Source organism: Pseudomonas sp. SDO5532_S415, from assembly GCF_054071155.1.
Genome location: NZ_JBSVWS010000053.1, coordinates 1 through 17,456 on the forward strand (window position 1 = coordinate 1; position 17,456 = coordinate 17,456).

The 17,456-nt window shown below is 59.9% G+C and carries 15 protein-coding genes; 7 read left to right on the forward strand and 8 right to left on the reverse strand.

What is annotated here, in order from left to right; translation table 11 throughout:
• Nucleotides 1–350 precede the first annotated feature (350 nt).
• The gene (locus ACW9HW_RS14330) at nucleotides 351–1,286 is read right to left on the reverse strand and encodes a Ppx/GppA phosphatase family protein (protein ID WP_095195134.1); all 936 of its coding nucleotides are present in this window, start codon (nucleotides 1,284–1,286) and stop codon (nucleotides 351–353) included.
• 251 nt (nucleotides 1,287–1,537) lie between these two features.
• Between ACW9HW_RS14330 and ACW9HW_RS14335 the strand changes: the two genes are divergently transcribed.
• Nucleotides 1,538–2,431, forward strand: a complete 894-nt coding sequence (locus tag ACW9HW_RS14335) for a LysR family transcriptional regulator (protein ID WP_095195133.1) — start codon at nucleotides 1,538–1,540, stop codon at nucleotides 2,429–2,431.
• Here ACW9HW_RS14335 and ACW9HW_RS14340 read toward each other — a convergent pair.
• The 4 genes from ACW9HW_RS14340 to ACW9HW_RS14355 all read right to left on the reverse strand — a co-directional run bounded on the left by ACW9HW_RS14340 (nucleotide 2,419) and on the right by ACW9HW_RS14355 (nucleotide 6,938).
• A complete protein-coding gene (locus ACW9HW_RS14340; protein WP_457400432.1) occupies nucleotides 2,419–3,594 on the reverse strand; it encodes a (R)-mandelonitrile lyase in 1,176 nt (391 codons plus the stop codon). The genes ACW9HW_RS14335 and ACW9HW_RS14340 overlap by 13 nt on opposite strands.
• 18 nt (nucleotides 3,595–3,612) lie before the next feature.
• Complete coding sequence (locus ACW9HW_RS14345) at nucleotides 3,613–4,668, reverse strand: alpha/beta hydrolase (protein ID WP_457400434.1); 1,056 nt, start codon at nucleotides 4,666–4,668, stop codon at nucleotides 3,613–3,615.
• Between the two features lie 60 nt (nucleotides 4,669–4,728).
• On the reverse strand, nucleotides 4,729–5,823 hold the full coding sequence (locus tag ACW9HW_RS14350; RefSeq protein ID WP_457400436.1) for an alpha/beta hydrolase: 1,095 nt from the start codon (nucleotides 5,821–5,823) through the stop codon (nucleotides 4,729–4,731).
• 116 nt (nucleotides 5,824–5,939) lie between these two features.
• Nucleotides 5,940–6,938 (reverse strand): bile acid:sodium symporter family protein, encoded by a 999-nt coding sequence (locus ACW9HW_RS14355; RefSeq protein WP_095195357.1) that lies wholly within the window; start codon nucleotides 6,936–6,938, stop codon nucleotides 5,940–5,942.
• A gap of 370 nt (nucleotides 6,939–7,308) precedes the next feature.
• On the opposite strand from ACW9HW_RS14355, the gene ACW9HW_RS14360 reads away from it, so the two are divergent.
• Both ACW9HW_RS14360 and ACW9HW_RS14365 read left to right on the forward strand, forming a co-directional pair.
• Nucleotides 7,309–8,373, forward strand: coding sequence for an alpha/beta fold hydrolase (locus tag ACW9HW_RS14360; protein ID WP_457400438.1), 1,065 nt, complete (start codon nucleotides 7,309–7,311; stop codon nucleotides 8,371–8,373).
• Between the two features lie 288 nt (nucleotides 8,374–8,661).
• Complete coding sequence (locus ACW9HW_RS14365) at nucleotides 8,662–10,068, forward strand: aldehyde dehydrogenase family protein (protein ID WP_457400440.1); 1,407 nt, start codon at nucleotides 8,662–8,664, stop codon at nucleotides 10,066–10,068.
• 50 nt (nucleotides 10,069–10,118) lie between these two features.
• Here ACW9HW_RS14365 and ACW9HW_RS14370 read toward each other — a convergent pair whose 3' ends face one another.
• Entirely contained in the window at nucleotides 10,119–11,420 is a 1,302-nt protein-coding gene (locus ACW9HW_RS14370) for an Nramp family divalent metal transporter (RefSeq protein WP_457400442.1), read from the reverse strand.
• 305 nt (nucleotides 11,421–11,725) lie between these two features.
• Complete coding sequence (locus ACW9HW_RS14375) at nucleotides 11,726–12,586, reverse strand: hypothetical protein (protein ID WP_457400443.1); 861 nt, start codon at nucleotides 12,584–12,586, stop codon at nucleotides 11,726–11,728.
• Between the two features lie 448 nt (nucleotides 12,587–13,034).
• On the opposite strand from ACW9HW_RS14375, the gene ACW9HW_RS14380 reads away from it, so the two are divergent.
• From ACW9HW_RS14380 to ACW9HW_RS14390, 3 genes are read left to right on the forward strand one after another with little or no spacing between them, the layout of a single operon-like run.
• Nucleotides 13,035–13,853 carry an alpha/beta fold hydrolase gene (locus ACW9HW_RS14380; RefSeq protein WP_457400455.1) on the forward strand — a complete coding sequence of 273 codons (819 nt, stop codon included), beginning with the start codon at nucleotides 13,035–13,037 and terminating at the stop codon, nucleotides 13,851–13,853.
• A gap of 40 nt (nucleotides 13,854–13,893) precedes the next feature.
• Entirely contained in the window at nucleotides 13,894–15,018 is a 1,125-nt protein-coding gene (locus tag ACW9HW_RS14385; RefSeq protein WP_256590323.1) for a sensor histidine kinase, read from the forward strand.
• Nucleotides 15,009–15,512, forward strand: a complete 504-nt coding sequence (locus ACW9HW_RS14390; RefSeq protein ID WP_095196201.1) for an HIT domain-containing protein — start codon at nucleotides 15,009–15,011, stop codon at nucleotides 15,510–15,512. The genes ACW9HW_RS14385 and ACW9HW_RS14390 overlap by 10 nt, the downstream gene beginning before the upstream one ends.
• A gap of 6 nt (nucleotides 15,513–15,518) precedes the next feature.
• Here ACW9HW_RS14390 and ACW9HW_RS14395 read toward each other — a convergent pair whose 3' ends face one another.
• The gene (locus tag ACW9HW_RS14395) at nucleotides 15,519–15,842 is read right to left on the reverse strand and encodes a carboxymuconolactone decarboxylase family protein (RefSeq protein WP_095196200.1); all 324 of its coding nucleotides are present in this window, start codon (nucleotides 15,840–15,842) and stop codon (nucleotides 15,519–15,521) included.
• A 234-nt stretch (nucleotides 15,843–16,076) separates the two neighbouring features.
• On the opposite strand from ACW9HW_RS14395, the gene ACW9HW_RS14400 reads away from it, so the two are divergent.
• Complete coding sequence (locus ACW9HW_RS14400; protein ID WP_457400446.1) at nucleotides 16,077–17,450, forward strand: glutamine synthetase family protein; 1,374 nt, start codon at nucleotides 16,077–16,079, stop codon at nucleotides 17,448–17,450.
• Nucleotides 17,451–17,456: the final 6 nt, after the last annotated feature.

Below are 17,456 nucleotides of genomic sequence, written 5' to 3' on the forward strand. Positions count from 1 at the left end.
ATTCAACATTGACGTCGTCTGGCACGACGTCTTCGCGAGCAGGCTCGCTCCCACACTGTTCATCTGTCGAAGCAAAAATACATGCGCACACCCAATCCTCCTGTGGGAGCGAGGCTGCTCGCGAAAGCGGTGGATCACTCAACATTGATGTCGCCTGACACGACGCCTTCGCGAGCAGGCTCGCTCCCACACTGATCATCTGTCGAAGCAAAAATACATGCGCACACCCAATCCTCCTGTGGGAACGAGCCTGCTCGCGAAAGCGGTGGGTCATTCAACATTGACGTCGTCTGGCACGACGTCTTCGCGAGCAGGCTCGCTCCCACAGTGTTTTGCGTTTTTGATGAGATTCAGTGCCGGGACATCAGGCCGTGCAATACGCCGAATCGCAACCCCGGTTCCGAAGGTGTCATGTGGGAAATGCCGAAGACCTTGAACGCCGCCAGCATCAGCACCAGACCGCCCGGCAGGATGCTCAGGCGATGGGGTTGCACGCCCGCCAGCCGCAGCTTTTTGACATGCCCGACTTCCAGCAGACGTAGCGACAATCGCAGCAGGCCGCTGTAGGTAATTCCGCGCTGGCCGAAGTCATTGAGCGCGTTGGCATTGAGTATTTTGGCCAGCAGGCGCGCCGTGCCTGAAGAGCCGATGGTCTGCTGCCAGCCCTGGGTGCGATAACGGCGCGCAACCTTTTCAAACTCAAGCATGGCGACGCGCTCGGCTTCGAGCAGCGCCTGGGCGGTAATGCCGCCGCCCGCAAAGTAGCGCGCCCCCCAAGTGCCGCTGCCGATGGCAATGCTCTCGGTGACCAGTGGCCGGGCGCCGCGCCCCAGAATCAACTCGGTGGATCCGCCACCAATATCCACCACCAGGCGCATGCTCTGCTGACACGGAATCGTATGGGCAACACCGGCGTAGACCAGATGCGCTTCTTCCTGGCCGGAGATGACATCGATTCGAAACCCCAGATGGCGCTCCGCACTGGCCAGGAATAATTGAGCATTGTCGGCTTCACGCACGGCGCTGGTCGCCACCGCCCGCACTCGCCCGGCTTCGAATCCGCGCAACTTCTTGCCGAAGCGCGCCAGCGCCTGCCATCCCCGATCCAGCGCCAATTCGTCCAGTGCCCCGCCTTGAAACCCCTCGGCCAAACGCACGGGCTCACGCAGGGTTTTCACTTCCTGAATCATGAGTTGTTGGTTGCGTTTGACCGACTGGCCAATCATCAGGCGAAACGCATTGGAGCCCAGGTCAATGGCCGCAAACAGGGAGGCGTCATCTTTCATGGGAGGGATTCCTGGCAGTTGCATCGGCCCGCGAACGGCGTTGCACCGGTCGCTCAGGGCGGTTTGCGAGGATCCTGCCACGACGTTGGTGACATCACGATGACAGACAGGTGAATTTCGCCATATCAGAGACGCCACCCTTTTGTCACACACGAACCTGGCGGCGCGATTTTTTAAATGATGTTTCTTGCGGCAGCTTACCTCCTGCTTTATCGGCATAATCGCCACTGGTTCATACCAGGATCGAATAAATGACTGCTGAAAGCTACGACCAACTCGCGATCTTCGCCGCTGTAGCACAGGAGCGCAGTTTCACTCGCGCCGCTGCCAGACTCGGCATGTCGCAACCCGCCTTGAGCCGGGCCATGCGTCAACTGGAAGATCGGCTGGGCGTCAGGTTGCTTTCACGCACTACCCGTAGCGTATCCGCCACTGAAGCGGGCGAACAGCTTCTGCGGGTGATCGCTCCCAGGTTCGAAGAAATCGATATAGAACTGGCCTTGCTCAGCGAATTCCGAGACAAGCCGGCGGGCAAACTGCGCATCACCGCCGGCGAGCACTCCGCGATCACCATCCTGCAACCCGTACTCGGGAAGCTACTGCCCGACAACCCCGACCTCAGCATCGAAATCATCGTCGACTATGGGCTGACCGACATCGTGGCCGAAGGCTTCGACGCCGGCGTCCGTTTAGGTGAGCAGGTCGCCAAAGACATGATCGCGATGCGCATTGGCCCTGACATGCGAATGGCGGTGGTCGGCTCGCCAGCGTATTTCGCCCGGTATTCGAAACCTGTCGTGCCGGGCGATCTCATGCAGCACAACTGCATCACCCTGCGCATGCCCACCTACGGTGGGCTCTTCCTCTGGGAGTTCGAGAAAAACGGGCAAGAGCTGAAAGTCCGCGTCGAAGGCCAACTGGTGTTCAACAACATTGCCATGCGTCTGGAGGCCGCCCTCAAGGGGTTGGGGCTGGCCTATATGCCGGAAGATCTGGTGCAGGAATACGTCGCCCAGGGTCGATTGATTCGCGTGCTGGCGGATTGGTGCGAACCGTTCTCTGGCTACCATCTCTACTATCCGAGCCGGCGCCAGAGTTCACCGGCCTTCACACTGCTGCGTGAAGCCTTGCGCTATTTGGATTGATTTGCCTGAGTTGCTTGCAGTGCCTCACCGGCACGCCTGGCCGCATCGGTATGGCCTTGGTCAGCCAGCAACCGGGCCAGTTCGCGCAATTGCCCGGGGCTCAGGCCGACCCTCAGGCTGGCGGCCATGTGCGAGCGCAGTTGCGATTCCACACCGGGGGTGACGGCCAGCGCCGCAACCGTGGCCAATTCACGACTTTGCCAGTCAAGGTTATCGCGCTCGAAAATGTCGCCGAACAAATGCGCTTGCAGGTACTGATTGATGACGGGGGCGAAGTCGAACAGCGGACCCTGCACCGGCGCGCCGGCAATGCGGGTCTGGTTGGCCTTGCCCACCGCCAGCAGTTCACTACCGGTGGGAATGACGCGCCTGGGCTCGCGCCCCGGATCGTCCTCAATGCCGTTGTGTTTGCGCGTTTGCACCACTTTCATCAGCTCGCCGAGCGCGTTGAGGCTGCGTGGAAAACCGCTGTAGGCGTAAAGCTGCACCAGTATTTCCTTTGCCTCGCTGACGGTCAGGCCCGCGTCCAAACCCTGATTCAAGGCAGCATTGAGCCCCGGCAGGTTGCTGGTGGCCATGCTGGCTGCAATCAATGGAATGGCCTGCTGTTTGGTGGACAGCACCTCGGACACGGGGTGTTCGGCTGGCATTGAAGGCGGCACCACGGTATTGCGCGCGTTGTATTGATCATCGCTGACTTTCTCCAGCCATTGGACGCTCTTGCCTTCCATCACACCGGTTACGGCCAGATGAGTCATGGGGCTCGTGGGTGCGGCACCGTGCCAATGCTTCACCCCGGGTGGACAAACGATCACGTCTCCCGGACGGATTTCCTGCACGGGCTTGCCCCACTCCTGTGTCAGCCCGGTACCGGAAACCACTACGAGCCGCTGGCCGGCGGGATGGGTGTGCCAGGCCGAACGCGCCCCCGGTTCGAAGGTGACGTAAGCGCCCGATGCATTGACTTCACGGGTGGCGGGAAACAAGGGATCGACCCGCACCCGCCCGGTGAAATAATCCGCCGGCCCCGCCGCCGACGCCTGGGTGCCTGCACGGCTGATCTGCTGGGCGACCCGGGATTCACTGGCCCCCGCTTCAGCCCCGGCGGCACTGGCGAAGGGCGCCGCAGCGCACACCGCGATACCCAGAAGGGTGTTTTTCATGATCTCGGTTCCTTCAAGTCAGAGCGTTCTGGCGTAAAACGCGTTCAACTGGCCAATGGCGACGTCCACATACTCAGGCACCCAGTAGGTTTCGATATGCGTCGCGCCATCGATCAGGAACAGTTTCTTGTCCTGGGTGCCTGTGGCCTTGGCAAAGGCCTGCTCCGACATGTACAGGCTGTCGGCCTTGCTGCCGGCAATCATCAGCAAGGGCTTGTCGATCAGTTCGATCTGATCCGTGGCATCGAAACTCATCAGGTCCAGAAGGCTGCTCAAGGTGTATCGGAACGTGGAGTTGGGATGAGCATGGGTCTTGCCGTAGTACTCGAAACCTTGCCGATACAGATCAAATGGCAACTTGGCAATTTGCTCATCCGTCAGCTTGGCATCCCCGGTATAGAGAATTTCCCCGCCGGCCGCCTCCTGAGCTCGGGCCGCCGATGCCTGCTCCAGGCGTTGCTGGATCGTGGCCAATTGCGAATCCCGGTAGCCATTGCGCCGCACCAGTCCGGAGTTAAACATGCTCAGGGTTGCGATGGACTGGAAGCGCTTGTCGGTTTGCGCCGCCTTCAATGAATAACCGCCACCGCCGCAGATACCGAGCAAGCCCAGGCGCGAACGATCGACGCCCGGGTAGCCGGCGATAAAATCCGCCATGCCATGGATGTCCTCTATGCGGTACGCAGGTTTGTCGACGTTGCGCGGCTGACCGCCACTGGCCCCCTGAAACGCAGCATCGGCAGTGATCGTGATGTAGCCCTGATCGGCCAGACGCTGAGCATACAGGCCTGCGACCTGCTCCTTCACCCCACCATTGGGGTGGGCCACGACGACCACCGGATATTGCTTGGCGGAGTCATAGTTTGCGGGGGTGTAAACGTTGGCGGATATATCCAGGCCATTGAGTTTGTAAGTGACAGGATGAATGTTGACCTTGCCTGGCTCGTTCCTGGTGAGCGCGCCACCGTAGGTCAATGTGAAGGGGTTCTGCTTGTAATCCTCGGCCTTAACTTCGGCTCCCGACATCCCGATCATGGCGGCCAGAAAAGTGGCCCTCAGCGTGGTTCGCGTCATATGAGTATTCCTGCCCCTTTCTGTTTGCAAGGTGCACGGCAACCATGGCCGTGCTTGTGATCAATCCAGATCTTTTTCCGCGAGGAAGGCCGAAACCAGATCCGCGATCTCGATGTTGTTCATGTCCGAGAACGGGAAGTGGCTATTGCCCTTGATCCCGATCTCCGGCAAGTGAATCAGCCTGACGTCACCGCCATGACGATTGACCGCATCCCGCCACAGCCGCGCCATCGCAAGGCGAGCACGCCAGCTGTCCTGTGCCGGCAGCCGAACGGGTTTATCGGGGATGTTGTCGCCGTAGAAGATGAGGATGGGGATGCGGGTCAGGGCTTCGAACTGCGCCGTCGGTACGACATGCGCCGAGAGCGTGTCGAACGCGCTGGGAATCGGCGCGGGAACCTCGCCTTCCGGGAACACGAAGCTGCTGCCAGGCTCGAACGCGACGATGGCCCGCACATTGCGGTTCTTGATCGCCGTCAGCCAGCCGGGCCCACCACCCTGCGAATGGGTGAACAGGATGGCCGGCCCTGTCTTGTCCAATAGCGCGGACACGCCATCGGATACGACCTCGATGTCAAAAGGACCGGTGTTGGGCGTCATTGAACGCAAGAATTGCTCAAGCGCCTGCGGTCCACGGGGAAACTGGCTGCCCTCGAAGGTCGAGGGCCACAGGCCGATGCGAAACTGGTTGAACCACAGTTGCTCATCCGGTGCCGGCTTGACCGTCGCCTCAACCAGGCTGCGCCCCGCATCGCCACGGCGTGGCTGGTCGATCAGGTACGTGGAGAAACCGCGACGCAGGAAAATGTTCTGGAACCCTTCCCTGCCATCGGCCGTGGTTTCCCAGGATTTCGCCGATTGGCCCGCGCCGTGCCACATAACGATTGGCAGCGGACGGGCGTCAACCGGAATCTGGTAGAACGCATAGACGTGGTCGCCGTGGTAGCTCTGGCCGTCAGGGCGCAACGGTTTATAGGGATCAAAGGTGCCCGGCTGAGTGAGCAACCCACCGCCGGCGAACAGGCTTCCCTGATCTTCGATGACCAGCGGAGCGCGCTCGCTGGCACTGACGATCGGGCAGGCGCTGAGCGCGAAACAGAGGGTGCTCATCCTCGCGGCAGCGGGGACGTACTTGCGCAAAAGGTTCCGGGGCATGGGTTGCTCTCGATTCGAAATCGTCGAGCGGCAACTTACCCTTCGAGCATTGATTGATAAACGGCACTAATTGGATAGCACCGATACCAGGTTTGCATAAATCCAATGAACAGCCATCAAGGGTCCACCTGCCCCATCAATTGCGCCACCGTTTCCTGGCGTTTTGCATAGCGCTGCGCCAACACTGCACACACCATCAACTGAATCTGATGGAACAGCATCAGCGGCAGGATCAACACGCCGATGGTGCTGCCGGCGAACAGTACCTGGGCCATCGGCACACCCGTGGCCAGGCTTTTCTTCGAACCGCAGAACAGAATGGTGATGCGGTCTTCCTGATTGAAGCCGAAGAGTTTGCCCAGCACGGTGGAGGCCACCAATACCAGACCCAGTACCACGCAGCAGGCGACTACCAGCCCCGCCAGGTCCCGCAACGGAATCTGGTGCCAGATGCCTTCGTTCACCGCTTCGCTGAACGCGCCATAGACCACCAGCAGAATCGACCCCTGATCAACGAACTTCAGCCAATTCTTGTTACGCCCCACCCACGCGCCGATCCAGCGTCGCGCGATCTGCCCGGCAATGAACGGCAGCAACAACTGCACGCTGATTTTCACGATGGCATCGAGGGTCGAACCGCCTTCGCCGTGCACATTCAGCAGCAGGGTCACCAGCAGCGGCGTGAGAAAAATACCGAACAGACTGGAGGCTGCCGCGCTACAAATCGCCGCCGGCACGTTGCCCCGGGCCAGGGACGTGAAGGCAATCGCCGACTGCACCGTGGCGGGCAGCGCGCAGAGGTAGAGCATGCCCATGTACAGGTCGGCGCCGATCATCGGTGACAGCACCGGCTTGAGCGCCAGCCCGATCAGCGGGAACAGCAAGAAGGTCAGGCTGAACACCAGCAGATGCAAGCGCCAGTGGCCGGCGCCGGCGATGATCGATTCGCGGGACAGCTTGGCGCCATGCAGGAAAAACAGCAGCGCAATGGCGACGTTGGTCAGCCAGCCAAAGCCCACCGCCACCTGCCCGCTGGCAGGCAGCAAACTGGCGAGAAGCACCACGCCGATCAGGGTCAGGGTGAAGTTGTCGGGCAGGAAGCGAGGGCGAGTCATCGGGATCATCCGGGTTTGCCAGGGGTGTGGCCACGACTCTACTCCGCCACACGGTTGCCGACTAACGCTAGTAAGCCAGTAGATAGCGCCTAACGGACAAACCCGACATTCCTCTGTAGGAGCGAGCTTGCTCGCGATAAACGTCCAGGCAACGCGATCATCCAGGCAGCCCGCGTTATCGTTGACGTCCATCGCGAGCAGAGCTCGCTCCTACAACCTTCCCCGCCCTGTATCGAAATGTATCTACACTTCCCCACGATACAAAACGCTTCACCCGCACGCCTTTCTGAAATAGCCCGGATACCTGCCTGCACTTAAATGTGAACCACGGCCTCCCCTGCCCGACCTACATTTAAAAAGGAGCTCCACCATGAAAGTGCATTTGTTGAACAAACACGCCGACAAAAATCGCCGCCATCTGGTGGGTTCCACCGTTCTTGCTCTGACATTGGGTGTGCTGGGAGCAGTCAACGCTCAGGCCAATACCCCTGCCACCGCAGCACCTGCACCCGTCAGTGCGTCATCCACCGCCGACACCCCGTTCGGCCCGCTCAAACACATCAATGCCGGCTTGCTGAGCGTGGCGTATGCCGAAACCGGCCCGGCCAATGGCCCGGTGGTCATTCTCCTGCACGGCTGGCCTTACGACATCCACAGCTATGACGAGGTCGCGCCACTGCTCGCGGCGAAGGGTTACCGGGTACTGATGCCGTATGCACGGGGCTATGGCGATACGCATTTCCTGTCCGACAAAACCCTTCGCAATGGCCAACCCGCCGCCCTGGCCAGCGATGTCATCGATTTCATGGACGCTTTGAAAATCAAACAAGCCGTACTCGGCGGCTACGACTGGGGTGCGCGTACGGCGGGTATCGTCTCGGCGCTCTGGCCTGAGCGGGTGAAAGCGCTGGTTTCGGTCAGCGGCTACCTGATCGGCAACCAGGCCGCCGGCAAGAATCCCTTGCCGCCCAAAGCTGAATTGCAGTGGTGGTACCAGTTCTACTTCGCCACCGAGCGTGGTCGTGCGGGTTATGAAAAGAATACCCATGAGTTTGCCAAGTTGATCTGGCAGTTGGCTTCGCCGCAATGGGCGTTCGATGACGCCACGTTCAACCGCAGCGCCGCCGCCCTGGACAACCCCGATCACGTCGACATCACGATCTACAACTACCGCTGGCGCCTGGGCATGGTTCCAGGCGAAACGAAATACGACCCGCTGGAACAGAAACTGGCCAAGGCCCCGTCCATCAGCGTGCCGACTATCACCATGGAAGGCGACGCCAACGGCGCACCGCATCCGAAAGCCGAGGACTACCGCCAGCGTTTCACCGGCAAGTACGAATACCGGCTGATCACCGGCGGCATTGGTCACAACCTGCCGCAAGAAGATCCGCAAGCCTTTGCCAAGGCCATCATCGACGCCGACAACCTGTAAGGTCGTCGCCTGCTGCTCCCGGAGTCGCCACGGGTGATTCCGGGAGATCTTCTCTAAAAAAGAACAAAAGCTTCTGAATTATTCAGTTTTCCAAACACCCTCTCGACACTACCTTGACACCATGTCTGGCAAGCACTTGGGCAGATCGAAAGATCGCAGCTTGCGGCAGCTCCTACACTTTGCGTATGCAAACCCGATCCTGTAGGCCTTGCCGCAAGCTGCGATCTTTTGACGTCCCAAGGCTCGCTGAAACGGCAATCCGTCAATGTAAGATTCGAGGTAAGTCCCATGTCTGAACAAACCCTGGCTGTGCACGCGCCTTATAACGGTGCGGTGATCGGTCATGTGGCGATTTCCACCGAGGCCGATGTCGAGCAGGCGTTGAGTGTCGCCCACGGCCTCTTCCGCGATCGCAGCCAGTGGTTGTCCAAGCCGCGTCGCATTGAAATCCTGCACCGTGCAGCCGAGTTGATCGGCGAACGCAAAATCAAGATTGCCACTCAAGCGGCCAGCGAAGGCGGCAAGCCGCTGAAAGACTCGATCGCCGAAGTCGAGCGCGGCATCGATGGCATCTTCAACAGCATCGAGGTGTTGCGCTCCGAGGGCGGCCATGTGATCCCCATGGGCCTGAATGCCGCTTCGGCGAACCGCGTGGCGTTCACCCAATTCGAGCCGATCGGCGTGGTCGTGGCCGTCTCCGCGTTCAACCATCCGTTCAACCTGATCGTGCACCAGGTGATACCGGCCATCGCCGTCGGCGCACCGGTGATCGTCAAGCCGGCAACCAACACCCCGCTCAGTTGCCAGACGCTGGTCGATATCCTGATCGAGGCGGGTCTGCCCCAGGGTTGGGCGCAAAGGGTGCTGCCGACCGACAATGCCATTACCGGCAAACTGGTGTCCGATCCACGGGTGGGTTTCTTCAGTTTCATCGGCTCGGCGGCGGTGGGCTGGATGTTGCGCTCGACCCTGGCACCGGGCACCCGCTGCGCGCTGGAGCACGGCGGTGCGGCGCCGGTGGTGCTGGCGGCTGATGCCGATCTTGAAGACGCACTGCCACGCATCGCCCGCGGTGGTTTCTTCCATGCCGGCCAAGTCTGTGTGAGCGTGCAACGGGTGTTCTGCCACAGCAGCATCGCCGAGCAGGTCGCCGAGCGTCTGGGCCAGCTGGGCGACGCCATGGTGGTCGGTGATCCGACCGATCCGTATACCGATGTCGGTCCATTGATCACTGAACGGGAAATGAACCGCGTGGGCCAGTGGGTCAATGAAGCTGTCGCCAGTGGCGCCCGCCTCATCTCGGGCGGTCGCACATTGGGCAACAACTGCTATGCGCCTACCGTGCTGCTGAATCCGTCCATCAATTCGAGCGTGATGCAAAAGGAAGTGTTTGGCCCGGTGGTGGCGGTATACGCCTACGATGAACTGGCAGAGGCAATCCAGTTGGCCAATGCCCTGCCCTATGCCTTCCAGGCCGCGGTATTCACACAAGACTTGGACACCGCCATGCAGTGCTACCAGGACCTGAACGCCACGGCGGTGATGGTCAATGAAAGCACCACGTTCCGCGTCGACTGGATGCCGTTCGCCGGGGCGAGTCTGTCCGGGCATGGCGTGGGCGGGATCCCGCACACCATGAAGGACATGCAGGTCGAGAAGATGATGGTCTGGCGCTCTCGGGCTGTGCGGGGTTGAAGCACCGCGGTGATCGAACACCGCGGTGGTTACACAAACGCAGCCGGATGTCAGGCGAACAGATCGACGCCCAATTGGAACGCGACCCACAGCGCCAGGCCCGTGGCGAAAAGCAGTGCGATGTTCTCAAACAGGTTGTTGCGGTATTGCTTGCCGAGCAATGACTTCTGGTTGGACATGATCAGCAAGCCCAGGGAGATGACCGGCAAGCCGATGATGTTCAGTGCACTCACACCGATGGTCAGCGTCACGAAATCCGGCATGCCCGGGAGCGACCAGATCAGCGGGGTCACCAGAATGAACAGCATGAACCACTTGTGCATCGGGTCATGGTGGAACTCTTTGCCGTAACGTTCGCGGCGCTTGGGGCTGACGTGTTGCAACGCATCGGTAATGAGCATCGGGAAAGCTGTGGTCTTGCCCGAAATACTGGCGAACAGGGTCGCGAATACGCCGATGAAAAAGACGTACCAACCGATCGGGCCAAAGAAGATTTCCAGCGCTTTGCCCAGGTCGCCCAGGGTTTTGACTTCAATGCCGTTCGGTCGCAGGATCTCCGCGCCAACGATCCAGATGGCCAGGTTGATGACGATCCCGACAAACACCGCAAACAGCAGGTCGTTACGCTGAATACGCTTGTGTTCAGGCCCGACCCAACCCTTTTGACGCATGACGTAGGGGTGAACAAAGTTGGCGATCGAACCGGCAACCGCGCCGATGACCGACACCGCGACCAGCAGTGCACCATGCACACCTTCATCGGGCGGAATGCTGAAACCGATGGTGCCTTTGATGATGCCGGCGACATCGGGACCGGACATCACGGCCAGGGCAATAAACGCCAGGGTCATGATCGCCAGCAACACCTTCATGACGCCTTCGATCATCGAATAGATATTGCGACCGACCAGCAACCAGACCGCCAGCACCACCGCCACGGAACAAAGCAGCGGATAGTCGACCTTCAGCAACATGGCCAGGGACTCGCCCGCCCCCTTGATCATGTAGGCGTTCATCAAGTGCCCCATCAGCAAGGCATAACCGAGCATGAACCAGGCAAAAACCGGATGGAGCTGGGCATAGCCTTGCAGGATCGTCATGCCCTGGTTATTGCACAGCTGGAAGCGCGCAATGATGTTGACGATCAAATATCTCAAGAGCAGAGAGACTGCCAGCACCCACATCATCGCGTAGCCGTAATTGGCTCCGGCGACCGAGGACGTGATCAGGTCACCTGCGCCCAGCCAGGACAGCACGGCAATGATGCCCGGGCCAAGCAGCTTGAGTGTTCGGGCGAGACGGCTTTGGGTGGGTGCCGCAGATTGGGGAACAGCGGATGGGACGCTGGTCATAGACGGTATCTCCATTATTGTATTTTTGAGAACCGGCGCAGTCGACCATAATTGATACGACGTCGTACAACTAAAAATATGTTGAAGTATTTAAAAATGTTTCAAGGTCTGGGGTCGGTAATCTTGGCATCGTGAGGATCGCCGGCCCGGGTCCCCCCTCCTTCCCTGACTGACCGGCGTGTTGCATACCTGTGGGAGCGAGCCCTGCTCGCGAAAAACGTCCGGACAACGCGGTCATTCAGGCAGCACGCGTTATCGTTGACGACCATCGCGAGCAGAGCTCGCTCCTACAGGTATTTAATGCGTTATCGTTCGGATTGAACCACCGCCTGAAGCCTGTTCAGCAACTCACTGGACTTGTTTTCGTCCGACTCTTTCTTGTCGAACCAACGGGTGCCGTTCTGCAGAATCTCGGCCAGGATCGGGAAGTACAGTTGTTTTTTCTTCGCCAGTTCTACCGGGTCGGCGGCGGTGGCCTGGTCCAGTGCGGTTTGGATGGTCGCGCGCTGGGACAACCATTGCGGCGTTGATTTCTCTTCGGGACTCATGTTGTCCAGGAAGTTCAGGGCCGCCTTGGCGCGACCGACCGGGTCGTTGGCGAACGGATCTCGCCAATTCTTCTTTTGATCCTCCGGCCCGACGTAGTAACCGGTGGCCAGTTGCGCCTGCTGGCGCATCAGGTCTTGCGCCGCGGTCTGCTCTTCCTTGGTGAACGTGCCGCCTTCGTTGGTGGCGACGGCGTACAGCGAACGTCGATCCAGATCGCCCATCAGCGCATTGCGATCCTGAATGCTGTTGTCGTACGGCTTACCGCTGTCCTTCATCAGCGCGTATTTTTCATCCATGCGCTTGCGGGCATCGATGGCAACGTCGGCAAAGGTCTTGTCCCTGGAACTGGAAATCGCCCCGGGTTTGGCGACACCCAGAATAAGCGCGTCGGCGTTCATCCCCGGCCGCACCGGAAAATACGGCGCGTTGCTGGCGATCGAATCACTGTAATCGGTGGCCGTGCCGGACAAACTCACCGAATCCTCATTCTGCGTTTTGTCCGTCGGCTGATCGCTGTCGGCGACATTGCCCCTGCCATCGGCACCCCTGGTGTTGGCGGCAGAGGAATAGGCGGCGATCAAGGCGCTGGATGAGGACGAGGATGAGTTGACGTTCATGATTCTTCCTTGTTGTGAGGCTGGGGGGTCGGCAAACCGCTGCCTAATCTACTGCCGTTGGTCCTGTAAATAAACCATCGTCTGTGAGAGCGAGCGTGCTCGCTCTCACAGGGGATCTGTGTATCGCGTCTATACCAAAGCGTTAATGGCAGACACCCATGTCTGGTGGTCAGCGCGCGTCTTTGTCCATAAATTCCCCACGACAAGGGAATCGGTGCCGTCGCCGGACTGAGTGCCCTGGACCGCGCCAAGCGCTAACCACAGCACGCACATGAGTATTGAAAAAATGACTGATGAGACAAGCGGAACCACCCGTCGCGCCTTGATGACCAGCGGTGCCATGGTAGCCGCGGCACTGGCCGTGACGGTCCCGGCGCTGGCAGCACAGCAGGCACCCGCGGCCACGCCTGCGGTTGGCAAGACCAGCGGCAAGGGCAAAGGCTCGGGCATGATCACAGTCAAGGACGGCACGCGAATTTTCTACAAGGACTGGGGCAGCGGACAACCGATCGTATTCCACCATGGCTGGCCGCTGTCCAGCGACGACTGGGATACGCAAATGCTGTTTTTCCTCAGCCAGGGCTTCCGCGTCATCGCCCATGATCGCCGTGGTCACGGTCGCTCGACCCAAACCGCCAGCGGCAACGAAATGGACACTTACGCCGCCGACGTCGCCGAGCTGATGGCGTACCTCGACATCAGGAATGCCGTGCATGTCGGCCACTCCACCGGTGGCGGTGAAGTGGCCCGTTATGTAGCCAAACATGGCCGGGGTCGCGTAGCCAAAGCGGTGCTGATCGGGGCCGTGCCGCCGATCATGCTGCGCACCACGAACAATCCGGGAGGCCTGCCTCTGGAAGTCTTCGACGGTTTGCGAAAAGCCGTGGCCGACAATCGCGCACAGTTTTACCGGGATTTTCCCACCGGGCCGTTCTATGGCTTCAATCGCACCAACGCCCATGTCTCCGAAGCCGTCATCGACAACTGGTGGCGCCAGGGCATGAACGGTGGGATCAAGGCGCAGTACGACTGCATCAAAGCCTTCTCGGAAACCGACTTCACCGATGACCTGAAGAACATCGATGTGCCGACCCTGGTACTGCACGGCGAAGACGACCAGATCGTACCGATCGCCGACTCGGCACACTTGTCGATCAAGCTGCTCAAGCATGGCACGCTGAAAACCTATCCCGGCCTGCCCCACGGCATGTGCACCACCCATGCCGAGGTCATTAACCGCGACCTTCTGGCGTTCATCAAGGGTTGACCTTGTTATCGCGACGCGACCCAATCGCAGGTACCGGATCATGGTGAACGTCATGTCCGGCGCCTTGCGTTCCAGAGCCAAGTGTCTGGGACTGTGGGCAACCACGCTCGCGATTTTCGTCGTCGACACCCTCACAGAACTGGATATCGCGGTGGCGGTCCTGTACGTCCTGGTCATCATGATCGCCATGGGCTCATGCTCCATTGGCGGGTTGCGCCGGGTTGCCCTGACTTGCGGTGCGCTGACACTGGCGGGCTTCTTCCTGTCCCACCTCGATCATCCATTCAGCACCGCCCTGGCGCGTTGCCTGGTCAGCTTGACGGCGATCGGCATGGCGACCTGGCTGGCCTTGAAGAACCGGCGTACCAGTGATGAATTACAGGAACAATTGAGCTTGTTAGCCCATACCCATGATGTCGAAGCGCAGTTGCATCGCGCGCAAATCGAACTGGCGCACATCAGCCGAAATACCACCCTGGGCGAGATGGCAGCCTCCATCGCCCACGAGGTGAATCAGCCGCTGGCCGCGATCACCTCCAGTGCCGAAGCGGCCCACCGCTGGCTCGATCGCCCGTTACCCGACCTCGATGAAGCCCGTGCCGCCATTCACCGGGCAGCCAGCAATGCACGCCGGGCGAGCGAGGTCATCAGGCGAATTCGCGACCTTACCCGCAAAAGCGATTCGCACTACGAAGAACTGGATCTAGAATCGGTAGTAGCAGACTCACTTGCCCTGCTTGACCGGGAAATCCAGAGCCATCAGGTGCAATTGTCGCGCAAGGTCGAAAGCTGTTCGCCCAAGGTGTCGGGCGATCGAATCCAGCTCCAGCAGGTGGTGATCAACCTGATCATGAACAGCCTGCAGGCCATGATCGGCCACAAGGATTTGCCCAGGGAGCTGCACGTGCGCATTCATGCGAAAGAGAGTCTTGCGGTGGTGGAGGTGCACGATAACGGCCCAGGGATTGACCAAAAACACCTTGCGTTGCTGTTTGATGCGTTTTTCACGACCAAAGAAGAGGGTATGGGAATCGGTTTATCCATCTGCCGCTCAATAATAGAGTTGCATGGTGGACGCATCTGGGCAGACAGTCAGCCAAACGGCGGCGCGACTTTCTCATTCTCCCTACCCGCTTCGACAACGGACACCCAACGATGGACATAGCACCACGCTTCATCATCCATGAAACCACTCACTGGATACTCAATCATCACATGTCGTCCAAGCTCCCGGGCTATCTGGTGCTGGGGACGAGGCACCCTGTCCGTTCATTGTCCGACCTTCCCGACAACGCACTGGGCGAGATGGGGACTCTGCTCGCCCGAGTCCAGAAAACCATGCAATCGGAGCTGCAACCGAAGTGGCTCTACATCAGCCGATTCGGCCATGACCCACGCTTCCCCATCCATTTCCACTTCATCCCGGTGTATCACTGGGTCGAGGATCTGTTCTGCCAGGATGAGCGGTACCGGGTGCTGAAGAACTTCGGCGCGGGTGTCGACGCTCATACCCTGACCGATGGCGCGGAATTGACCCTGTTCATCTGGCGCGAATTTGGCGAGAGCCCGGAGCCGCCCAGCATTCAGGGGCCTTCGATCGAGCAGATTATCGAGCAATTGCGGGTGGCGTTCAGGCAGGAGAATCGAATCACCTGCTGAAGGTCGTTACAGCCCCTCCCCCATCACATCGTCCGCCCAACTGATCGCCGCTACCACCGTCGGGAAACCGATGGTGCTGGTCAGCGAGATCAGTGCGTGACGGATCTGCTCCGGCGTGGCACCGGCCTCCAGTGCCCGTCGGGTATGGCTGTGCACGGCGCCTTCGGAGCGAATGGCCGCCGCGGCGCCGAGCTGGATCAACTGGACCATCTTCTCTTTCAAGGGCCCGGCATGACGTACCGCCGTCCCCAGGGCCTCCACCGCGTCCAGATAATTCGGGTACTGACCTTTGAGGTTTCCGTAGGTTTTGTACGCTCTTTTCTTCGCCATTTTCTTTCCTCCGCGAGCCTGCACCGGCCGGCGCCCATGGGCACTTTCCCGGTCCCGTTCTGCCCGACCCGCAAGGCCTCGATGCGCGAAAACTTGCGAAAAGCGACAGTAGGCTAAGCTTAGTGCAGCTTATTGCTCACGATGCTCGCATCTGCAGGTTTTGGGTGGTTTCTGGAGAGCGTCTGCAACAGCTATTTCAGACAGGCCCACACAAATTGCGCAGGACTTGCCGTGATGCCCGAGCCTTTCCTCAGTTTTGACGAACTCAAGCGTGCCGCCGCTTCTGGCGAAATCGATACAGTCCTGGTGTGCATGGTCGACATGCAGGGGCGATTGGTCGGCAAGCGATTTCAGGTCGAGTTTTTCATCGACAGCGGCCATGAAGAAACCCACTGCTGCAACTACCTGTTGGCCGACGACATCGACATGGAGCCGGTGCCGGGCTACGCCGCCGCCAGCTGGAGCAAGGGCTACGGCGACTTTGTTCTCAAACCCGACATGCGCACCTTGCGCAAGGTGCCCTGGCTTGAATGCACGGCCCTGGTGCTGTGCGATGTGCTCGACCATCACCATCGCCGTGACTTGCCCCACAGCCCGCGGGCGATTCTGAAAAAACAGGTCGAGCGCCTGCGTGAGCGTGGCTACACCGGCATGTTCGCCTCGGAACTGGAGTTCTACCTGTTCGACGAGAGTTACGAGGCCATTCACAAGCGCAATTACCACAAGCCGAAAACCGCCGGTCACTACATCGAGGACTACAACATCCTGCAGACCACCCGCGAAGAGCCGGTGCTGCGGGCGATCCGCAAGCATCTGCAGGCCAGCGGCATCCCGGTGGAGAACTCCAAGGGCGAATGGGGGCCGGGCCAGGAAGAGATCAACATCCGCTACGCCGATGCCATGACCATGGCCGACCACCACGTCATCATCAAGCATGCCTGCAAGGAGATTGCGCAACTGCAAGGCAAGGCGATCACCTTCATGGCCAAGTGGCGTTACGACGCCGCCGGTTCCAGCAGCCATATCCACAATTCGCTGTGGGACAAAAACGCGAAAAAGCCGCTGTTTTACGACGCCAAAGCCGAGTTCGGCATGTCGAAACTGATGCGTTCCTGGGTGGCCGGACAGCTCAAGTACGCCAACGACATCACCTGTTTTCTCGCGCCTTATATCAACTCCTACAAGCGCTTCCAGGCCGGCACCTTCGCCCCGACCCGCGCGGTGTGGAGCCGCGACAACCGCACCGCCGGCTTCCGTTTGTGCGCCGAAGAAAGCAAGTCGATCCGCATTGAATGCCGCATTGGCGGCGCCGACCTCAACCCCTATCTGGCCTTCGCCGCGCTGATCGCCGCAGGGCTGACGGGGATCGACGAAAAGCTCAGCCTCGACCCGCCTTACGAGGGCGATGCCTACGTCGACGAGCACTTGCCCGAAGTCTCCAAGACCCTGCGTGATGCCTGCGCCGCGCTCAAGGGTTCGAGCATGTTGCGCGAGGCGTTCGGTGATGAAGTCATCGACCACTACGTGCACACCGCCGAGTGGGAACAGAAAGAGTACGACCGGCGGATCACCGATTGGGAACTGCAGCGCGGCTTCGAGCGCTACTGAGAGCAC

Coding starts and splice junctions, on each gene's coding strand:
- ACW9HW_RS14335 (WP_095195133.1), top strand. CDS start 1,538: ATGACTGCTGAAAGCTACGACCAACTCGCGATCTTCGCCGCTGTAGCA.
- ACW9HW_RS14390 (WP_095196201.1), top strand. CDS start 15,009: ATGGACATAGCACCACGCTTCATCATCCATGAAACCACTCACTGGATA.
- ACW9HW_RS14355 (WP_095195357.1), bottom strand. CDS start 6,938: ATGACTCGCCCTCGCTTCCTGCCCGACAACTTCACCCTGACCCTGATC.
- ACW9HW_RS14380 (WP_457400455.1), top strand. CDS start 13,035: ATGATCACAGTCAAGGACGGCACGCGAATTTTCTACAAGGACTGGGGC.
- ACW9HW_RS14400 (WP_457400446.1), top strand. CDS start 16,077: ATGCCCGAGCCTTTCCTCAGTTTTGACGAACTCAAGCGTGCCGCCGCT.
- ACW9HW_RS14350 (WP_457400436.1), bottom strand. CDS start 5,823: ATGCCCCGGAACCTTTTGCGCAAGTACGTCCCCGCTGCCGCGAGGATG.
- ACW9HW_RS14365 (WP_457400440.1), top strand. CDS start 8,662: ATGTCTGAACAAACCCTGGCTGTGCACGCGCCTTATAACGGTGCGGTG.
- ACW9HW_RS14330 (WP_095195134.1), bottom strand. CDS start 1,286: ATGAAAGATGACGCCTCCCTGTTTGCGGCCATTGACCTGGGCTCCAAT.
- ACW9HW_RS14370 (WP_457400442.1), bottom strand. CDS start 11,420: ATGACCAGCGTCCCATCCGCTGTTCCCCAATCTGCGGCACCCACCCAA.
- ACW9HW_RS14385 (WP_256590323.1), top strand. CDS start 13,894: ATGGTGAACGTCATGTCCGGCGCCTTGCGTTCCAGAGCCAAGTGTCTG.
- ACW9HW_RS14395 (WP_095196200.1), bottom strand. CDS start 15,842: ATGGCGAAGAAAAGAGCGTACAAAACCTACGGAAACCTCAAAGGTCAG.
- ACW9HW_RS14345 (WP_457400434.1), bottom strand. CDS start 4,668: ATGACGCGAACCACGCTGAGGGCCACTTTTCTGGCCGCCATGATCGGG.
- ACW9HW_RS14375 (WP_457400443.1), bottom strand. CDS start 12,586: ATGAACGTCAACTCATCCTCGTCCTCATCCAGCGCCTTGATCGCCGCC.
- ACW9HW_RS14340 (WP_457400432.1), bottom strand. CDS start 3,594: ATGAAAAACACCCTTCTGGGTATCGCGGTGTGCGCTGCGGCGCCCTTC.
- ACW9HW_RS14360 (WP_457400438.1), top strand. CDS start 7,309: ATGAAAGTGCATTTGTTGAACAAACACGCCGACAAAAATCGCCGCCAT.